The sequence below is a fragment of the Mesorhizobium sp. M0317 genome (assembly GCF_040321555.1).
GTDB lineage: Bacteria > Pseudomonadota > Alphaproteobacteria > Rhizobiales > Rhizobiaceae > Mesorhizobium.
In genome coordinates this window covers 34,606-49,384 of the sequence record NZ_JAMYRV010000053.1, presented here as the reverse complement: position 1 = coordinate 49,384, position 14,779 = coordinate 34,606, and the positions used below count along the sequence as shown (strand labels likewise).

General features: G+C 64.3%; 14 protein-coding genes and 2 pseudogenes. 10 read left to right on the top strand and 6 right to left on the bottom strand.

Annotation, left to right across the window (positions count from 1 at the left end; genetic code table 11):
• The first annotated feature begins 288 nt into the window (after window positions 1-288).
• Together NKI88_RS27690 and NKI88_RS27685 are read left to right on the top strand one after the other, a co-directional pair.
• Window positions 289-1,353, top strand: coding sequence for an alpha/beta fold hydrolase (locus NKI88_RS27690; RefSeq protein ID WP_352658586.1), 1,065 nt, complete (start codon window positions 289-291; stop codon window positions 1,351-1,353).
• Between the two features lie 5 nt (window positions 1,354-1,358).
• A pseudogene (locus NKI88_RS27685) lies at window positions 1,359-1,822 on the top strand (hypothetical protein).
• A gap of 8 nt (window positions 1,823-1,830) precedes the next feature.
• Here the strand turns inward: NKI88_RS27685 and pyk are convergent.
• Both pyk and NKI88_RS27675 read right to left on the bottom strand, forming a co-directional pair.
• The gene (pyk, locus tag NKI88_RS27680) at window positions 1,831-3,276 is read right to left on the bottom strand and encodes a pyruvate kinase (protein ID WP_023690053.1); all 1,446 of its coding nucleotides are present in this window, start codon (window positions 3,274-3,276) and stop codon (window positions 1,831-1,833) included.
• Window positions 3,273-3,761 carry a DUF1036 domain-containing protein gene (locus tag NKI88_RS27675; protein WP_023673118.1) on the bottom strand — a complete coding sequence of 163 codons (489 nt, stop codon included), beginning with the start codon at window positions 3,759-3,761 and terminating at the stop codon, window positions 3,273-3,275. The genes pyk and NKI88_RS27675 overlap by 4 nt, the downstream gene beginning before the upstream one ends.
• Before the next feature lie 246 nt (window positions 3,762-4,007).
• On the opposite strand from NKI88_RS27675, the gene NKI88_RS27670 reads away from it, so the two are divergent.
• The 3 genes from NKI88_RS27670 (at window position 4,008) to NKI88_RS27660 (ending at window position 6,457) form a co-directional block, all read left to right on the top strand.
• Window positions 4,008-4,805 (top strand): N-formylglutamate amidohydrolase, encoded by a 798-nt coding sequence (locus tag NKI88_RS27670; RefSeq protein WP_352658584.1) that lies wholly within the window; start codon window positions 4,008-4,010, stop codon window positions 4,803-4,805.
• A 12-nt stretch (window positions 4,806-4,817) separates the two neighbouring features.
• On the top strand, window positions 4,818-5,126 hold the full coding sequence (locus tag NKI88_RS27665; RefSeq protein WP_352658582.1) for a DUF1244 domain-containing protein: 309 nt from the start codon (window positions 4,818-4,820) through the stop codon (window positions 5,124-5,126).
• A 155-nt stretch (window positions 5,127-5,281) separates the two neighbouring features.
• Entirely contained in the window at window positions 5,282-6,457 is a 1,176-nt protein-coding gene (locus NKI88_RS27660; protein ID WP_352658580.1) for an MFS transporter, read from the top strand.
• Here NKI88_RS27660 and NKI88_RS27655 read toward each other — a convergent pair.
• Window positions 6,421-7,329 carry a LysR family transcriptional regulator gene (locus NKI88_RS27655; RefSeq protein WP_352658578.1) on the bottom strand — a complete coding sequence of 303 codons (909 nt, stop codon included), beginning with the start codon at window positions 7,327-7,329 and terminating at the stop codon, window positions 6,421-6,423. The two genes, NKI88_RS27660 and NKI88_RS27655, sit on opposite strands and share 37 nt — an antisense overlap.
• A 94-nt stretch (window positions 7,330-7,423) precedes the next feature.
• Between NKI88_RS27655 and NKI88_RS27650 the strand changes: the two are divergent.
• From NKI88_RS27650 to NKI88_RS27630, 5 genes and pseudogenes are all read left to right on the top strand, one after another.
• Window positions 7,424-8,379 (top strand): annotated as a pseudogene (locus NKI88_RS27650) (SDR family oxidoreductase).
• Window positions 8,380-8,557: 178 nt separating this feature from the next.
• Window positions 8,558-9,418: an FAD binding domain-containing protein gene (locus tag NKI88_RS27645; protein WP_352658576.1), complete on the top strand. Its 861-nt coding sequence runs from the start codon at window positions 8,558-8,560 to the stop codon at window positions 9,416-9,418.
• Complete coding sequence (locus NKI88_RS27640; protein WP_023684040.1) at window positions 9,418-9,900, top strand: (2Fe-2S)-binding protein; 483 nt, start codon at window positions 9,418-9,420, stop codon at window positions 9,898-9,900. The genes NKI88_RS27645 and NKI88_RS27640 overlap by 1 nt, the downstream gene beginning before the upstream one ends.
• Complete coding sequence (locus NKI88_RS27635) at window positions 9,897-12,161, top strand: xanthine dehydrogenase family protein molybdopterin-binding subunit (RefSeq protein ID WP_352658574.1); 2,265 nt, start codon at window positions 9,897-9,899, stop codon at window positions 12,159-12,161. Before NKI88_RS27640 ends, NKI88_RS27635 begins: the two co-directional genes overlap by 4 nt.
• Window positions 12,162-12,185: 24 nt before the next feature.
• Window positions 12,186-12,431 carry a MoaD/ThiS family protein gene (locus NKI88_RS27630; protein WP_023684042.1) on the top strand — a complete coding sequence of 82 codons (246 nt, stop codon included), beginning with the start codon at window positions 12,186-12,188 and terminating at the stop codon, window positions 12,429-12,431.
• A 275-nt stretch (window positions 12,432-12,706) separates the two neighbouring features.
• Here the strand turns inward: NKI88_RS27630 and NKI88_RS27625 are convergent, their stop codons facing one another.
• The 3 genes from NKI88_RS27625 to NKI88_RS27615 are packed head-to-tail and all read right to left on the bottom strand — an operon-like array spanning window position 12,707 to window position 14,543.
• A complete protein-coding gene (locus NKI88_RS27625; RefSeq protein ID WP_352658572.1) occupies window positions 12,707-13,549 on the bottom strand; it encodes a hypothetical protein in 843 nt (280 codons plus the stop codon).
• Entirely contained in the window at window positions 13,546-13,938 is a 393-nt protein-coding gene (locus tag NKI88_RS27620) for a phage holin family protein (protein ID WP_023693628.1), read from the bottom strand. Before NKI88_RS27620 ends, NKI88_RS27625 begins: the two co-directional genes overlap by 4 nt.
• Window positions 13,935-14,543 (bottom strand): hypothetical protein, encoded by a 609-nt coding sequence (locus NKI88_RS27615; RefSeq protein ID WP_352658570.1) that lies wholly within the window; start codon window positions 14,541-14,543, stop codon window positions 13,935-13,937. The genes NKI88_RS27620 and NKI88_RS27615 overlap by 4 nt, the downstream gene beginning before the upstream one ends.
• Window positions 14,544-14,779 lie beyond the last annotated feature (236 nt).

The window sequence follows — 14,779 nt, the reverse complement described above, 5'->3', positions numbered from 1 at the left end:
CTCGAAGCCTGGCAGAAGGTGCTTACCATCTATCCGATGATGCGCAGCGCCCAGGACCAGGTCGCGGCCATTTCGGAGGCGCGTGGCGGCGCAGGATTTTGATTTGGCAGTAGGGATTTGGGATTAGTGAGTAGGCAGGACAGAAGATTGGTCGAGACGCCACCTCCCTACTCACTACTCCCTACTCCCTACTCCCTACTCCCTACTCCCTACTCCCTACTCCCTACTCCCTACTCCCTACTCCCTACTCCCTAGAACTTATCCCCCTCCACCCCCGTATCTCCGCGCATGAACCTCATTTACGCCGCCTGTGCTTTGCTCCTCGCGCTCGTCTTTGCCCTGGCCGGTGTCACCCGCGCCGGCGCGTGGCTGATCGAGTGGCGAAACCCGCCGGCCGGCGAATTTGCCGACATCGACGGCACCCGCATCCACTATGTCCACGTGCCGGCGCCGCAAAATGCAGAGCTGCCGGCCATCGTCTTCATCCATGGCGCCAGCGCCAACCTCAGGGATCAGATGCTGCCGATCAGGCCTTTGCTCGAAGGCCGCGCCGAGATGGTCTTCCTCGACCGGCCGGGCTTCGGCTGGTCGGCGCGCGGCCCCGGCAAAGAGAGCCCGTCTGCGCAGGCCGACACCATCGCCAGACTGATGGGCCGTCTCGGCATCCACAATGCGATCATGGTCGGCCATTCCTTTGGCGGCGTGATCACCGCCGCCTTTGGCCGCGAACACCCGGAGAAGACGCTCGGGCTGGTCTTTCTGTCGCCGGTCAGCCACCCCTGGCCGGGCGGCGCGACCGCCTGGTACTACAAGCTGACCGCCACCCCCATCATCGGCTGGCTGTTCTCGGAGACATTGACCTATCCGGCAGGCACGCTGCAGATGGACAGCGCCACGGCCTGCGTGTTTTCTCCCAACAAGGTGCCGGAAGGCTATGTCGGCAATGCCTCGATTCCGCTGGTGCTGCGTCCCGGCGCTTTCCGCGCCAACGCCATCGATGTCGCCGGCCTCTACGACTATACGCTGAAGGCCGCGCCGCATTACCGCGACATCACAGCGCCGACGATTGTCATCTCGGGCGACCGCGACAAGGTGGTCTATGCCTCGATCCATTCGGTCGGCCTGGTCAGGGACATCCCCGGCGCCGAACTGATCTGGGTCCACAATCTGGGCCACAAGCCGGATTGGATCGCCTCCGACCTCGTCGTCGGCGCGATCGAGAAAGTCGCCGGCAAGGTCGTCGACCTGCAGGCAATGGCAAAAACCGTGGAAGCACGCATCGCCGGCGATGCCTACAATGAGGGGCGATGCCCCGACATCACCGTGCCCGACGCGGAACTGGCCCCGACCTGATCGCAATGTATGTCCTGAAACACGGCATCAAGAGAAACCCGGAGAAGCGATGGGCGTTGCCGGACCGCATCTTCTTCGGCTATGGCGCGTGCGCCATTCTTGCTGGCGCCTTTCTCGAGCATGCTCCTCTGGAAGGATTTTACGGTGAACGGATCATTCCCGGCGAGGGCTTTCCGGGAACCATATTTACGCGACCAACGGCGTGATCGCGTTCGACTATCACGGCTATTCCGCCCGCGAGCAGCTTTTGGAACACCACGAGAGGGGCTGGGCGTCGCGCAATCCCGGGTGGCACTGCACGATCGCCACGGTCGATTTCGATCTGCTCGACACAGTCGAACTCAACCGGCGAAAGATGCTGGGTCCGGACCAGTACCTGCACGACCCCGTTCCACGGGCACGCCGCTTCCTTCAGCGTATCGATCACGCCGAAGGTGCGGCAAGAGCGCTGCGAACTGTGATGAGTTGAAGCCTCTGTCAACCTATGTTGCGGGTGGCCTGCACGTCCGACCCGACATAGGCGATGCGCAGCATGTTGGTCGAACCCGGCGTCCTCAGCGGCACGCCCGCCGTGATGATGACGCGGTCGCCCGGCTGACCGAACCCCTCTTCGAAAGCGATGCGGCAGGCGCGGTCGACCATGTCGTCGAGGTCGCTGGCGTCGGGCGAGACGACGCAATGCGTGCCCCACAAGAGCGACAGCCGCCGCGCCGTGTTGAGGATCGGCGACAGCGCGATGATCGGCACTTGCGGCCGCTCGCGCGCGGCGCGCAGGCCCGTGGTGCCCGACGCCGTATAGGTGATGATCGCCGACAGTTTCAGCGTCTCCGCAATCTCGCGGGCGGCGAGCGAAATGGCGTCGGCGCCGGTTGCTTCCGGTTCCGAGCGCTGCGCGTTGATGATGCCGGCATAGGTCGGGTCGGTTTCGACCTTGGTGGCGATGCGGTTCATCATCGCCACCGCCTCGACCGGATAGGCGCCGGCAGCGGATTCGGCTGAAAGCATGATGGCGTCGGCGCCCTCGAACACGGCGATCGACACGTCGGAGACCTCGGCGCGGGTCGGCACCGGCGCGGTGATCATCGATTCCAGCATTTGCGTGGCGACCACCACCGGCTTGCCGGCGCGGCGCGCGGCGCGCGTGATCTGCTTCTGGATGCCGGGCACCGCTTCCAGCGGCATTTCCACACCGAGATCGCCGCGGGCGACCATCAGCGCGTCGGAGAGTTCGATGATTTCGGCCAGCCGGGCTACCGCCTGCGGCTTTTCAATCTTGGCCATGATCAGTGCCCGGCCGCGCGCGATCTTGCGGGCTTCCGCCAAATCCTCCGGCCGCTGCACGAACGACAGCGCCACCCAGTCGACGCTTTCCGCCAGCACCGCATCGAGGTCCTTGCGGTCCTTTTCGGTCAGCGCACCGACCGGCAGGTCGGTGTCGGGCAGGCTGACGCCCTTCTTGTCGGAAATGGTGGTGCCGGCGACGACCGCGCAGGTGATCGACTTGCCGTCGCTCTTCACCGCCCTGAGCTCCAGCTTGCCATCGTCGATCAACAGACGGTGGCCGGCCTCGACCGAACTCAGGATTTCGGGATGCGGCAGGTAGACGCGGGTCGACGTGCCGGGCTCGGGATTGTTGTCGAGGGTGAAGGTCTGGCCCGGGGTCAGCACCTCCTTGCCGTTGGCGAACTTGCCGACGCGCAGCTTCGGTCCCTGCAAATCGGCCAGGATGCCGATCGGACGGCCGACCTTTTCCTCGACCGCGCGGATGCGGCCGACCAGCGTGCGCATCAGCTCGTGATCGGTGTGGCTCATATTGATGCGGAAGACATCGGCGCCGGCTTCGAACAGCTTCTGCAGCATCTCCTCGGACGAGGAGGCAGGACCGATGGTGGCGAGGATCTTGACCTTGCGGCTACGTCTCATTGACTGTTTGTTCCCGGGGCGGCTGGAGCGCCTCCCGTTGTGGACTCATCGGTCAGCTGGACCATCCAGCTTGCCTGCTCGCCCGTGTCATATTCCTGGAATCCGGCGCGCTGGAAGCCCCGGGCGACGCAATCGGTAACGCCGGCAATCTTGAATTCTTTTTCGGCCACGCACATGTTGATCGGGCCATCCCAGCGCCCGCCGCGCTCGGCGTCTTCTGCATAAAGATAGTAAAACCTCGATGACAGCGGACCTTCGATCAGCGTCTTGCAGCTCGATCCTTCGATGTGCCACCACCCCTCGGTGATCCAGCCTGCCTTGGCGCGGTAGCCGATGCCGACGCCGACCAGGTTCTGCGTGGCGTTGCAGACGCGGAAATCGGCGCGGGCAGGCGAAGCCGCGACCAGCGCGGTGAGCCCTAGCGTCAGGGTCAGGAGCGGCACGGCAAAGGCGGTGCGCGCACGCGGCCTGCCGGCGGAACCCATCCCGAAACCCCTCAATAACGTCATCTGCATCTCTCAGCGCCCCTTTTCGGAAAAGTCCGGGCGCATGTCAACGCGCCGTTCTGTCCAATTCCAATCGATTTAGAAAGGCCCCCGACACGCGATCTGCCGCGCGTCACAGGATTTTCGCAGAAACCGTGGCCAAACAACGGCATTGCGCAACAGTCCTCTTCGTGGGAATGACGATACCACCCTCCCCGGAAGCCAGCGAACAGACCTTTCCAGCCAATGACCCGATCCACAGTTTTCGCGCCTTTCGATATCGTCGAAGGCGACCGCAAGCGAGGCATCGTGCTTGTCGCCGACCATGCCCGCCGCGACCTGCCGGAGGAGTATGGCAGTCTCGGCTTGCCGGCGGCGGAACTCGATCGCCATATCGCCTACGACATCGGTGTCGAGACGGTGACGCGCGAACTGGCCGCAGCGCTCGACGTGCCGGCGGTGATCGCCAATTTTTCGCGGCTGCTGATCGATCCCAATCGCGGCGAGGACGACCCGACGCTGATCCGCCAGCTCTATGACGGCACTGTCGTGCCGGGAAACTACCCTATGGCACCGGCCGAACGCGAAAGGCGGCTCGACGGCTTCTACCGGCCTTATCAGGACGCGGTCGGCGCCATGATCGCGTCGGTGGCGCACGCCTCAGGCAAAGCGCCGCTCATCTTCTCCGTACACTCCTTCACCCCTGTCATGCAGGGCTTCATCCGCCCTTGGCATGTCGGCATATTGTGGGACCTCGACGACCGCGTGGCGCGGCCGCTGATCGACATGCTGGCGCAGGATAAAAACCTCGTCGTTGGCGACAATGAACCCTATGACGGCGCGTTGCGCGGCGACACCATGTTCAAGCACGCCATCGTCAACGGCTTTGCCCATGCGCTGATCGAGATCCGCCAGGACCTGATATCAGACCGCAAGGGGGCGCTGGCCTGGGCGGAACGGCTGGCGCCGCTCGTTGACGCCATCGACCGCCGTCCCGATATACATCAGGTGAAGATGTTCGGCTCGCGCACCGGGCCGCTGTGAGGATCCAAGGCAATGACCGAACTCAGCGATGACCAGAAACGCGATTTCGAGGCCGCGGCCTTCCGCCGGCTGGTCGAGCATCTGCGCGAGCGCAGCGATGTGCAAAACATCGACCTGATGAACCTCGCCGGCTTCTGCCGCAACTGCCTGTCGAACTGGTACCGCGAAGCGGCCGAGGCTGAGGGCGTCGATCTCGGCAAGGACCGGTCGCGCGAAATCGTCTACGGCATGCCCTATGCGCAATGGCAGGCGCTGAACCAGACCGAGGCTTCGGACGCCAAGAAAGCGGAGTTCGAGGCAAGACGGCCGAGGGATCACTGAAGTAGCGCGCGGTTCACAGGATTGACGTCGGCGGGACAGCGCCTAACGGTTTCCCCTTAGATGTGGCCCACAAGCTTTTCGCAGCCAAGCGCTTGACGAGAAATTGAATCGATCTAATTTGCCGCGCAAAGCCATTCCTTGACCGGATTCGGGCCATGAACGCGCAAGACACCATGCAGAGCGCCCTTCAGGGGCGATGGGCCGTAGCCGCGATCTTCCTCGCCAACGGCTTCCTGACCGGCAGCTGGGCGCCGCAGATTCCGGTGTTCCTGACCCGGCTCGACATCTCGAAATTCACCCTCGGTCTGCTGATCCTTCTGTTCGGCGTCGGCGCGGTCGCGGCCATGAGCTGGTGCGGCCATCTGATCTCCAGGCATGGCTCGCGCGCCGTGTTGCGCTGGTTCGGCCTGTGCGGCAGCCTCGGCCTGCTGATCGTGGCGCTGGCGCCCAACGTGCCGCTGGCGGCGATCGCCATGATCATCTTCGGCGGCTCGATCGGCGGCATGGATGTCGCCATGAACGCCAATGCCGTGGTGGTCGAGCGCCGGCTCTCCCGCGCCATCATGTCGTCGTCGCACGGCTTCTGGAGCCTCGGCGGTTTCGCCGGCGGCGGTCTGGGCGGTTACGCCATCCAGACTTACGGCCACCTCGCCCATGCGGCTGTCGTCACGGTCATAGCCTTTGCCGTCATAGCCGTGGCGGTCGGCTACCTCATCGCCGAGGACAAGCCGCAGGCGGCCGAGCATCACAGATTTACGCTGCCGGCCAATCCGCTGGTCTATCTGGTCGGGCTGATGGCGCTGCTGACGATGATTTCCGAGGGCGCCGTGCTCGACTGGGCAGCGCTTTATCTCCGGCAGGAGCTCGGCGCCGACCTCGCCATCGCCGGCCTTGCCTACGCCGCCTTCTCCGGCGTCATGGCTGTCATGCGCTTTTTCGGCGACGGCGTGCGCAACCGCTTCGGCGCGGTGGCCACGCTGCGCGGTTCGGCCATCGTGGCCGCCGCCGGCATGCTGGTCGCCGGCCTGTCGCCCTCGCCCTGGATCGCCATCGCGGCTTTTGCCCTGTGCGGCTTCGGCATCGCCAACATGGTGCCGATCATCTTCTCGGCCGGCGGCAATCAGGAAGGCATGTCGTCGGGCACCGGCATGAGCGTCGTCACCACCATGGGCTATTCCGGAATATTGGTGGCGCCGTCGGCGATCGGCTTCGTGGCCGAGCATTCGAGCTTCGGTCCGATCTTCGTCGCCATGTCGGCGCTGCTGATCGTCGTGCTGTTGATGGCCGGGCTCGCTCATCGCGCCGAATTCGCGGCCGCCCCCGCCGAATAGCGCTTCAGCTCCTCATAGAGGAAATCCGCGACGCGGCGGATGCGCACGCTGGTGCGCACGTCACGATGCATGGCCAGCCACACCGGCAGGCTGGGCAGTGGCAGGCCGGGCAGCAGTTTCTCCAGCGACGGGTCGCTGTCCGCCAGCGGCTCCTGGCCAAGACCGACGCCGTTTCCCGCCCGCAGCGCTTCCCACAGAACGATCTGGTTGTCGGCCCTGAAGCGGAAGCTGCTCCGGGTGACGGGGATGCCGGCCTGGGTAAAGCCCCGGATCATCTCGTCGCTGCGGTCGAAGCCGATCAGCGGATGGTCGAGAAGGTCGGCGGGCTTGAGCGGGCGGCCGTGCCTGTCGAGATAGGATTTCGCCGCGCAGCAGCAGAGTTTGATATCGCAGACCTTGCGCGCCGTCAGCTCGTTCTGCGCCGGATTGACCATGCGGATGGCGATATCGGCATCCCTTCGCAGCAGGTTCTCGACCTGGTTCGAGGCGACGATCTCGACCTCGATGCCGGGCTCCTCGATGCCGAGCCGCGCCGTCATCCTCGGCAGCACATAGGCCGCCACCACCTCGCTGGCGGCAATGCGCACCGTGCCTTCGATGGCCTCGACCGAGCCCAATGCCAATAGTGAGAACGCGCTCGCCTGCTCGCTCACCGCCTTGCCGCGTTCGAACAGCGTGGCGCCTGCTTCCGTCAGCGCATAGCCGCGCCGCCCGCGCCGGAACAAGGTGACGCCCAACGCCTGTTCGAGCTCACCGATGTGACGCCCGAGCGTCGGTTGGCTGGCCGACAGTTTGCGCGCCGCGGCCGACAGACTGCCGGTCTCCGCCACGGTGACGAAACTCTTGATCAGGTTCCAATCGATATCTTCCATTCATTTATGAATAACAAAGCTGCATCCCCCGTCAATTTTCATTCGCATATGGAGGCATCATATTCGCCGTGCAAACACATACACGGAGAAGAAAATGACCAAGATCGCAATTCTGGGGGCCAATGGCCGGCTCGGCCGCGTGGTTGGCAAAGCCTTCATCGACGCCGGCTTCGATGTCCGCGCCGTCACCCGCACCGGCAAGGTCCCGGCCGAACTCAAGGGCGCCACCGCCGTCGCCGGCGATGCACTCGACCGCGAGGCGCTGATCCGCGCCACGCAAGGCGTCGACATCGTCTTCAACGGTCTCAACCCGATCTACACCGATTGGAGCAAATGCCTGCCGATGGCGGAAAACGTCGTGGCCGCCTGCCATGCCAGTGGCGCGCTGCATCTTTTCCCCGGCACGTCTATAATTACGGCTCGCCGATGCCTCAGCTCGTCGCCGAAGACACGCCGTTCCGCCCGACGACCGAGAAGGGCCGCATCCGCTGCGCCATGGAAGCGCTGTTTCGCCGCGAGGCCGATGCCGGTCGCGTCCGCACCATCATCCTGCGCGCCGGCGATTTCTTCGGCGGCACGGGCAGCGGTTCATGGTTCGACCTCGTCGTCGCCGCCAAGATGAACAAGGGCGTCTACACCGCGCCCGGCCCGGCCAACCTCGTGCATGAATGGGCCTATTTGCCGGACTTCGCCGTCGGCTTCGTCGGCGTGGCGCGCAACCTGGACAAGCTCGGCATCTACGAGGCGCTCAACTTCCCCGGCCACGCCGTCAACGACATGGACATAGAGGCCGCGGCCGAGAAAGCGTTGGGACGTCCGCTGAAACTGACCTTCATGCCGTGGTGGGTGCTGCGCGCCGGCAGCCCGTTCGTGGCGATGTGGCGCGAGATCGTCTCGGTGTCCTATCTGCGCTTCGAACCGCACCGGCTCGTGTCCGACCGGCTGGAAGGCATCATCGGCGAAGTCCCGCACACGCCGCTGGACGAGGCCGTGGCCGAGGCATTGAAGGACATTGGCATCAGCCTCGACCGTGCAAAAGACGCCGCTTGAATGCATGTCGCCCAGAAGTGTGCGCGGTTCTGGGACAACGACATGCATCAAAACAAAGACTTTAGACAAAAATCTCTCTCGCGGTGCTGGCCCAATCGCTGGAAATCAGCAACCGGATGGTCATTATGAGGAGACTGTTTATAACGGTCGGCGAGATCACCATCACCAAGGGGAGACGATGCGTTACATACGTCCGCTTTCAATCGAAGACGCCGTTGGCCTGCTGGCCGACGCTTCCGGCACATCAGCCATTCTCGCTGGAGGCAGTGACCTCCTCGTTCGGATGAAGGGCGGGTTTGTCGATCCCGACCTGATCGTCGACATCAAGGCGATCGAGGGCTTGAGCGAGATCAGGGAGACGGCCGACGGCTTCAGCATCGGCGCCACCGTCCCCTGCGCCGCCCTGGGCGAGAGCTCGGTTCTGAAGAAGGCCTGGCCCGGTGTCGTCGAAGCGTCGAAGCTGATCGGCTCGAAACAGGTCCAGGGCCGCTGCACCATCGTTGGCAATCTGTGCAACGCCTCGCCGGCCGCCGACAGCGTCCCGGCCTTGGTGGCCGCCGCCGCAAAGGCCGTGGTTGCCGGTCCCTCGGGCAAGCGCACCATTCCGGTCGAGGCTGTGCCGATCGGGCCTGGCAAGACCTCGCTCACCAAGGGTGAGATCGTCGAGGCGATCCTGCTCGACAAGCGCGCGCCGCGTTCGGGCGACGCCTACCTCAGATTCATTCCGCGCACCGAGATGGACATCGCGGTGGTCAGCGCGGGCGTGAACCTGACGCTCGACGAGCATGGCGTCATAACAGCCGCCCGCGTCGCGCTGGGCGCCGCGGCCCCGACCGTGCTTCTGGTGGAAGAAGCAGCCGAGGCTCTCATCGGCAGGAAGCTGGATGAGGCGGCACTTGAGCGGCTCGCCAAGATCTGCGCTGGGGCCTGCCGCCCCATCGACGACAAGCGCGGCACCATCGAGTTCAGACGAAAAGTTGCGGGCGTGCTGGCCGGACGGGCCGCGACGACCGCCTACGCACGCGCAGGAGGCAAATGATGGCCGGTGTAGCAGTTTCAACGACAATCAACGGCGATCACGTCGAATACCTTTGCCAGCCCGACGAGACGTTGCTCGACGTCCTGCGCGATCGGCTCGGCCTGACCGGCGCCAAGGAAGGCTGCGGCACCGGCGACTGCGGCGCCTGCTCGATCATCCTCGACAACCGGTTGGTCTGCTCGTGCCTAGTGCTTGGCGCTGAAGCCGAAGGCCGGCATATTGAGACCGTGGAGGGCATGGCGCATGGCGATCAGTTGCATCCGCTGCAGCAGAAATTCCTCGAACACGCAGCCTTGCAATGCGGCATCTGCACGCCGGGCTTCCTGATCGCGGCCAAGGACCTTTTGGCCAAGAACCCCGATCCTACCGAGGAAGAAATCCGCTTCGGCCTCGCCGGCAACCTCTGCCGCTGCACCGGCTACGACAAGATCGTGCGCGCTGTCCAGGACGCCGCCAACGTGATGAAGGGAGCGCACGCATGAACTTCGACCCACGCTTTTCAGGCCGCAAATTCTCATCCGTCGGCACCCGCCCCATTCGCCCCGACGGCGTCGACAAGGTGACGGGACGCGCGCGCTACGGCGCCGACTTCAACATGGCGGGACAGCTGGTCGGGCGTGTCCTGCGCAGCCCGCATGCGCACGCCAAGATCCTCAAGATCGACACCTCGAAGGCGGAAAAACTGGCCGGCGTGAAAGCGGTGATCACCGCGGCCGACCTGCCCGACCTCACCGATGGCGATGCCGCCATGTACGACGTGCTCGACAATTGCATGGCGCGCGGCAAGGCGCTCTATGACGGCCACGCCGTGGCCGCGGTTGCCGCTGTCGATGCCCGCACGGCAAGGCAGGCGCTGAAGCTCATCGAGGTCGACTACGAGCTGTTGCCGCATGTCACCGATGTCGACGAGGCGATGAAGCATACCGCTCCGTTGATCAACGACGCCATCTTCACCGAGGGCCTCGAGGAAAAGCCGGTCAAGCCTTCCAACGTCACCAAACGCAGCCAGTTTGGCCATGGCGATGTCCATCAGGGTTTCGGCCACGCCGATGTCATCGTCGAGCGCTCCTTCAAGACCGAACAGACGCATCAGGGTTATATCGAGCCGCATGCCTGCGTGGCGAGCGTCTCGTCCGACGGCACCGCCGACCTCTGGGTCTGCACGCAGGGCCATTTCGTCTACCGCCAGCATTGCGCGCAACTGCTCGGGCTGGAAGCCTCGAAGCTGCGCGTCACCTCGTCGGAAATCGGCGGCGGCTTCGGCGGCAAGACCCACGTCTGGGCCGAACCGGTGGCACTGGCCCTGTCGCGCAAGGCCGGACGGCCGGTGAAGCTCGTCATGACGCGCGATGAAGTCTTCCGCGCCTCGGGTCCGACCAGCGCCACCTCGATCGACGTGAAGATCGGCGCCCGCAAAGATGGCACCATCACTGCCGCCGAAGCGACGCTGCGCTACACCAGCGGCCCCTATGCCGGCACCTGGGCCGAGATCGGCGCCATGACGGCCTTCGCCTGCTACAAGCTAGACAACGTCAAGACCGTCGGCTTCGAAGTGCTGGTCAACCGGCCGAAGACCGCCGCCTATCGCGCGCCCTCCGCGCCGATGGCGGCATTCGCGGTGGAAAGTGCTGTCGACGAGCTGGCCAAGGAGCTCGGCATCGATCCGGTAGAGTTCCGCATCAAGAACGCCGCGCAGGAGGGCACGCGATCGTCCTACGGCCCGGTCTACGGGCCGATCGGCATCGGCCCGACGCTGGAGGCGGCGAAGACCCATCCGCACATGAAGGCGCCGCTGGGCAAGAACCAGGGCCGCGGCATGGCCTGCGGCTTTTGGTTCAACTTCGGCGGCCAGACCTGCGTGGATCTGAACATCGGCATGGACGGCTCGGTGTCGCTGGCCGTCGGAACGGTTGATGTAGGCGGCTCGCGCGCGTCGCTGTCGCTGGTGGCGGCGGAGGAGCTCGGCATCGACTATGCCCAGCTCAAGGCGGTGGTCGCCGACACGTCCTCGCTCGGCTACAACGACATGACCGACGGCAGCCGCGGCACCTTCTCGTCCTCGATGGCGACCATCTCGGCCGCCCGCAACGCCATCAAGATCCTGCGTGAGCGCGCCGCCCAGACGTGGGACATCCCCGTCGACGACGTGGTCTGGGAAAACGGCCACGCCATCGCCAAAGGCGAAAAATACGGCAATCTTGCAGCCCTGTCGCTGAAGGAGATCGCCGCCGCGTCCGGCAAGACCGGCGGGCCGATCGCCGGCCACAGCGAACTCGTCGCCGACGGCGCCGGCGTCTCCTTCGCCACCCATATCTGCGACATCGAGGTCGACCCCGATACCGGCTCGACCAGGGTGATCCGCTACACGGTGATCCAGGATGCCGGCAAGGCGGTGCACCCGACCTATGTCGAGGGCCAGTACCAGGGCGGTGCGGCGCAAGGCATCGGCTGGGCGCTCAACGAGGAGTATATCTACGGCAAGGACGGGCGCCTCCAGAACGCCGGCTTCCTCGACTACCGCATCCCGGTCTGCTCCGACCTGCCGATGATCGACACCCAGATCCTCGAGATCCCCAACCCCAACCACCCCTATGGCGTGCGCGGCGTCGGCGAAACCTCGATCGTGCCGCCGCTGGCGGCGATCGCCAACGCCGTCTCCAACGCCGCCGGCGTGCGCATGACCCACATCCCGATGTCGCCGCCACGGGTTCTCGCCGCGATCGAGGCGGAACGGGGAGGCTGAGGCCGAAATGAGGTTTTTGCCCTAATGGTCGAAGTCACGCTCTGGGGCGCGCTGGGCCAGCTCGCCGGCGGACAGAGCAAGGTCGAGGTCGAGGCCAAGGACATCAGGGAACTGTTCAGGAAACTGGCTGAACAGTATCCCGGCATCGAGCCCTGGATCGAGAAGGGCATCGCGGTGGCCATCGACGGGACGATTTATCGCGATACGTGGTCGAAGGAACTGCCGCCGGGGGCGGAGATTTTTCTGCTGCCGCGGCTGGCTGGGGGGTGAAGTGGGGTGTCGCCCTACGTCCCAGAGCGGACCGGCATCCTCGGTCTGCGACCTTCAAGTGCAGGTCGGTCCTCGCCTAGATACCAGTTTTGCTGACCGCGTCTTATCGGCGGCGGGTTGGCCAATAATCCAGAGAACCTGATCCGCTGGATTACTATCGGCAAGGGACATCAGTCCGCACACCGCTCTGAAGTGACTCGAGCGGGTCACCGTTTGACGGACAACACCGGCCCCTTTCTGGAGAGGCCGGCTATCGTTGATCCAGGATCATCAAGCTAGGTTTGGCGCTGAGACGTATCGGAAATACGTTCGCGCACGGCATGCTCGGTCTTGTCTGCTGTGGACTTCACGATCTCGCCGAGCTGATCGGCTATCGTGTCTGCTTCCATATCTTGCCGGCCAGCTTCCTGCTTGATGGTCTCATAGGCGTCGGCGGCGACCTGCTTGGCCTCATCGAGGCCCCTATTGAGCAAAGTTTCGGCGGAATCGCGAAGCTTGTCGCCATAGGCGCCTAGTTGCTCGTCCTCCGTTGCGGTATGGGGCAGCATTGCACCTATAGCGGCGCCGATGGCGAGACCGACGGCCGCTACGGCCAAGGGTTGATCCTCCAACAGATCTTGCGCGGAGCGGCTGGCTTTCGCCGCCATGTCCCCAGTCGTCGAGCTTGCATTGGCAGCGCTTCCCGTCAGGCCCGCCGCAGCGGCTCTTGCGGCGCTCGATATGGTGTCGCCGACGCTGGTAGCGCTCGAGGAGAGCGATTCCGCGGCGTCGGAGAGCGTGCCGCCCAAGCCGCCGCGCTCCCCTGCTGCATCATGTCGTCCCGGCGCTGAAGGCAATGGATAGCCAGCCGAACGTTGGGCGGCGTTTGAGGTACCGCTGCCGAACATCAGCCAGGCCAGACCTGCGCCCACCATGGTGACCGGCAAAGGATTGTCTCGGACCTGCGTTCTGAGATTACTGAGCATGGCCGCGCTCTCCCCTCCCGAGAACAACCCGGTGAACTCATCCAGCAATTGTCCCGGCGTCATCTTGCCTCGAATGGATTCGGCGGTCTCCATCACCCGAGCGCGAGCCGCCTCGGCCTCGCGTTCAAGTTCGGCTGCGGATTTCTCGTTCATCTCACCTGCTCCTTAATCGCGCTCGCGTCGCGCTTGAGCTGTCCCTGGGTCCGGTCGGGGGTAAGTTCCGAAGGCGCCATGCTGGCCGTCCCCGTCCGCAGCAGGATGACGCCGAGGACCGCCACGACCACACCGACCAGCAGGGAAGACCATCCCGCGCCAAGCCCTGCTCGCGTCAGTGCGATAATGAGCGCCTGCAGCAACACCAAGAGCGCGGCGAGCAGGCAAATCGCGCCGCCCAGCACTTCCGCGGCACCTGCTCCGGCTTTGGTAAGCTTTTCAGAGAGCTCGGCCCGAAACAGCCTCGCCTCGGTTTGCACCAGAGTGGTGACATTCTGGGCCAAATCGGTGACTAGCCCGGCAAGGCTGGGATTGTCCTGGTTGTTCATCTGTCCTGCTCCGCGATCTGCGTGGCCCCATCATCGCCGACCACGCCAAAATCTTGTGGACGATCAGCGGACCAACCCTGTGGCTGATCGGTGTGTGATTTGAGGCCTCCCGGAGCGGCCTCAGAATCGGGCCTTGCCGGCGGAGAAGCCTTGATGAACCGCCCGAGAGCCAATCCGGCCAACACCGATCCCGCAAGCAGGACACCGGGATTTTGCCGGCCGAAGGACTGCACGTCATCAAGGACTTGGCTAAAGGGCTTCTGTTTCAAGGACGATGAAAGCCGCTCAAGGCCACTGGCAGCATCCAAAGCGAACTTCGATGCGTTCCTTTCATCGTTGCTGGCAAGGTGATCGCTGGCCGCTCGCAGTGCACCACCCAACGCCGCCAAGCTCGATCCGATGTCGCGCTGCGCCTCCTCCGCCTTGTCGGAGATGACCTGCGTGGCTTCAGATGCATAGTCGCCAGCCTTACGGGTCACCTCGTCCCGCGCGTCGTGAAGCAACTCGCTGGCACGCTCATTTTCCTGGCGAAGTCTTTCGGAGACGTCGCTTTTCGCCTTGTCGAATTCGGTGGGCTGTCCGCCCTGATCCTTCTCATGCTGCATGAGGCCACCTAGTGAAAACCGAGGAAGGAGAGGACCGCGAGCACGACGACGATAAGGCCGATAAGATAGATTACACTGTTCATGTGCACGTCCTCCGTAGCTTTCCAACTTCGACGAACCTGCGATGTTCCGTAAGTGAGAGCATTTATCTCAGCCGAAACGAAGAGCTTCGTCAGGCACGCACCCAGTCACCAGTGAGTTGCCCTGTCCCTCGTGCGGAGCGCCAGTTGCTCCGT

What these genes read in the sequence shown, in the direction of transcription:
- NKI88_RS27690 (WP_352658586.1), top strand. Translation starts at nt 289, where the DNA reads ATGAACCTCATTTACGCCGCCTGTGCTTTGCTCCTCGCGCTCGTCTTT.
- pyk (WP_023690053.1), bottom strand. Translation starts at nt 3,276, where the DNA reads ATGAGACGTAGCCGCAAGGTCAAGATCCTCGCCACCATCGGTCCTGCC.
- NKI88_RS27675 (WP_023673118.1), bottom strand. Translation starts at nt 3,761, where the DNA reads ATGGGTTCCGCCGGCAGGCCGCGTGCGCGCACCGCCTTTGCCGTGCCG.
- NKI88_RS27670 (WP_352658584.1), top strand. Translation starts at nt 4,008, where the DNA reads ATGACCCGATCCACAGTTTTCGCGCCTTTCGATATCGTCGAAGGCGAC.
- NKI88_RS27665 (WP_352658582.1), top strand. Translation starts at nt 4,818, where the DNA reads ATGACCGAACTCAGCGATGACCAGAAACGCGATTTCGAGGCCGCGGCC.
- NKI88_RS27660 (WP_352658580.1), top strand. Translation starts at nt 5,282, where the DNA reads ATGAACGCGCAAGACACCATGCAGAGCGCCCTTCAGGGGCGATGGGCC.
- NKI88_RS27655 (WP_352658578.1), bottom strand. Translation starts at nt 7,329, where the DNA reads ATGGAAGATATCGATTGGAACCTGATCAAGAGTTTCGTCACCGTGGCG.
- NKI88_RS27645 (WP_352658576.1), top strand. Translation starts at nt 8,558, where the DNA reads ATGCGTTACATACGTCCGCTTTCAATCGAAGACGCCGTTGGCCTGCTG.
- NKI88_RS27640 (WP_023684040.1), top strand. Translation starts at nt 9,418, where the DNA reads ATGGCCGGTGTAGCAGTTTCAACGACAATCAACGGCGATCACGTCGAA.
- NKI88_RS27635 (WP_352658574.1), top strand. Translation starts at nt 9,897, where the DNA reads ATGAACTTCGACCCACGCTTTTCAGGCCGCAAATTCTCATCCGTCGGC.
- NKI88_RS27630 (WP_023684042.1), top strand. Translation starts at nt 12,186, where the DNA reads ATGGTCGAAGTCACGCTCTGGGGCGCGCTGGGCCAGCTCGCCGGCGGA.
- NKI88_RS27625 (WP_352658572.1), bottom strand. Translation starts at nt 13,549, where the DNA reads ATGAACGAGAAATCCGCAGCCGAACTTGAACGCGAGGCCGAGGCGGCT.
- NKI88_RS27620 (WP_023693628.1), bottom strand. Translation starts at nt 13,938, where the DNA reads ATGAACAACCAGGACAATCCCAGCCTTGCCGGGCTAGTCACCGATTTG.
- NKI88_RS27615 (WP_352658570.1), bottom strand. Translation starts at nt 14,543, where the DNA reads ATGCAGCATGAGAAGGATCAGGGCGGACAGCCCACCGAATTCGACAAG.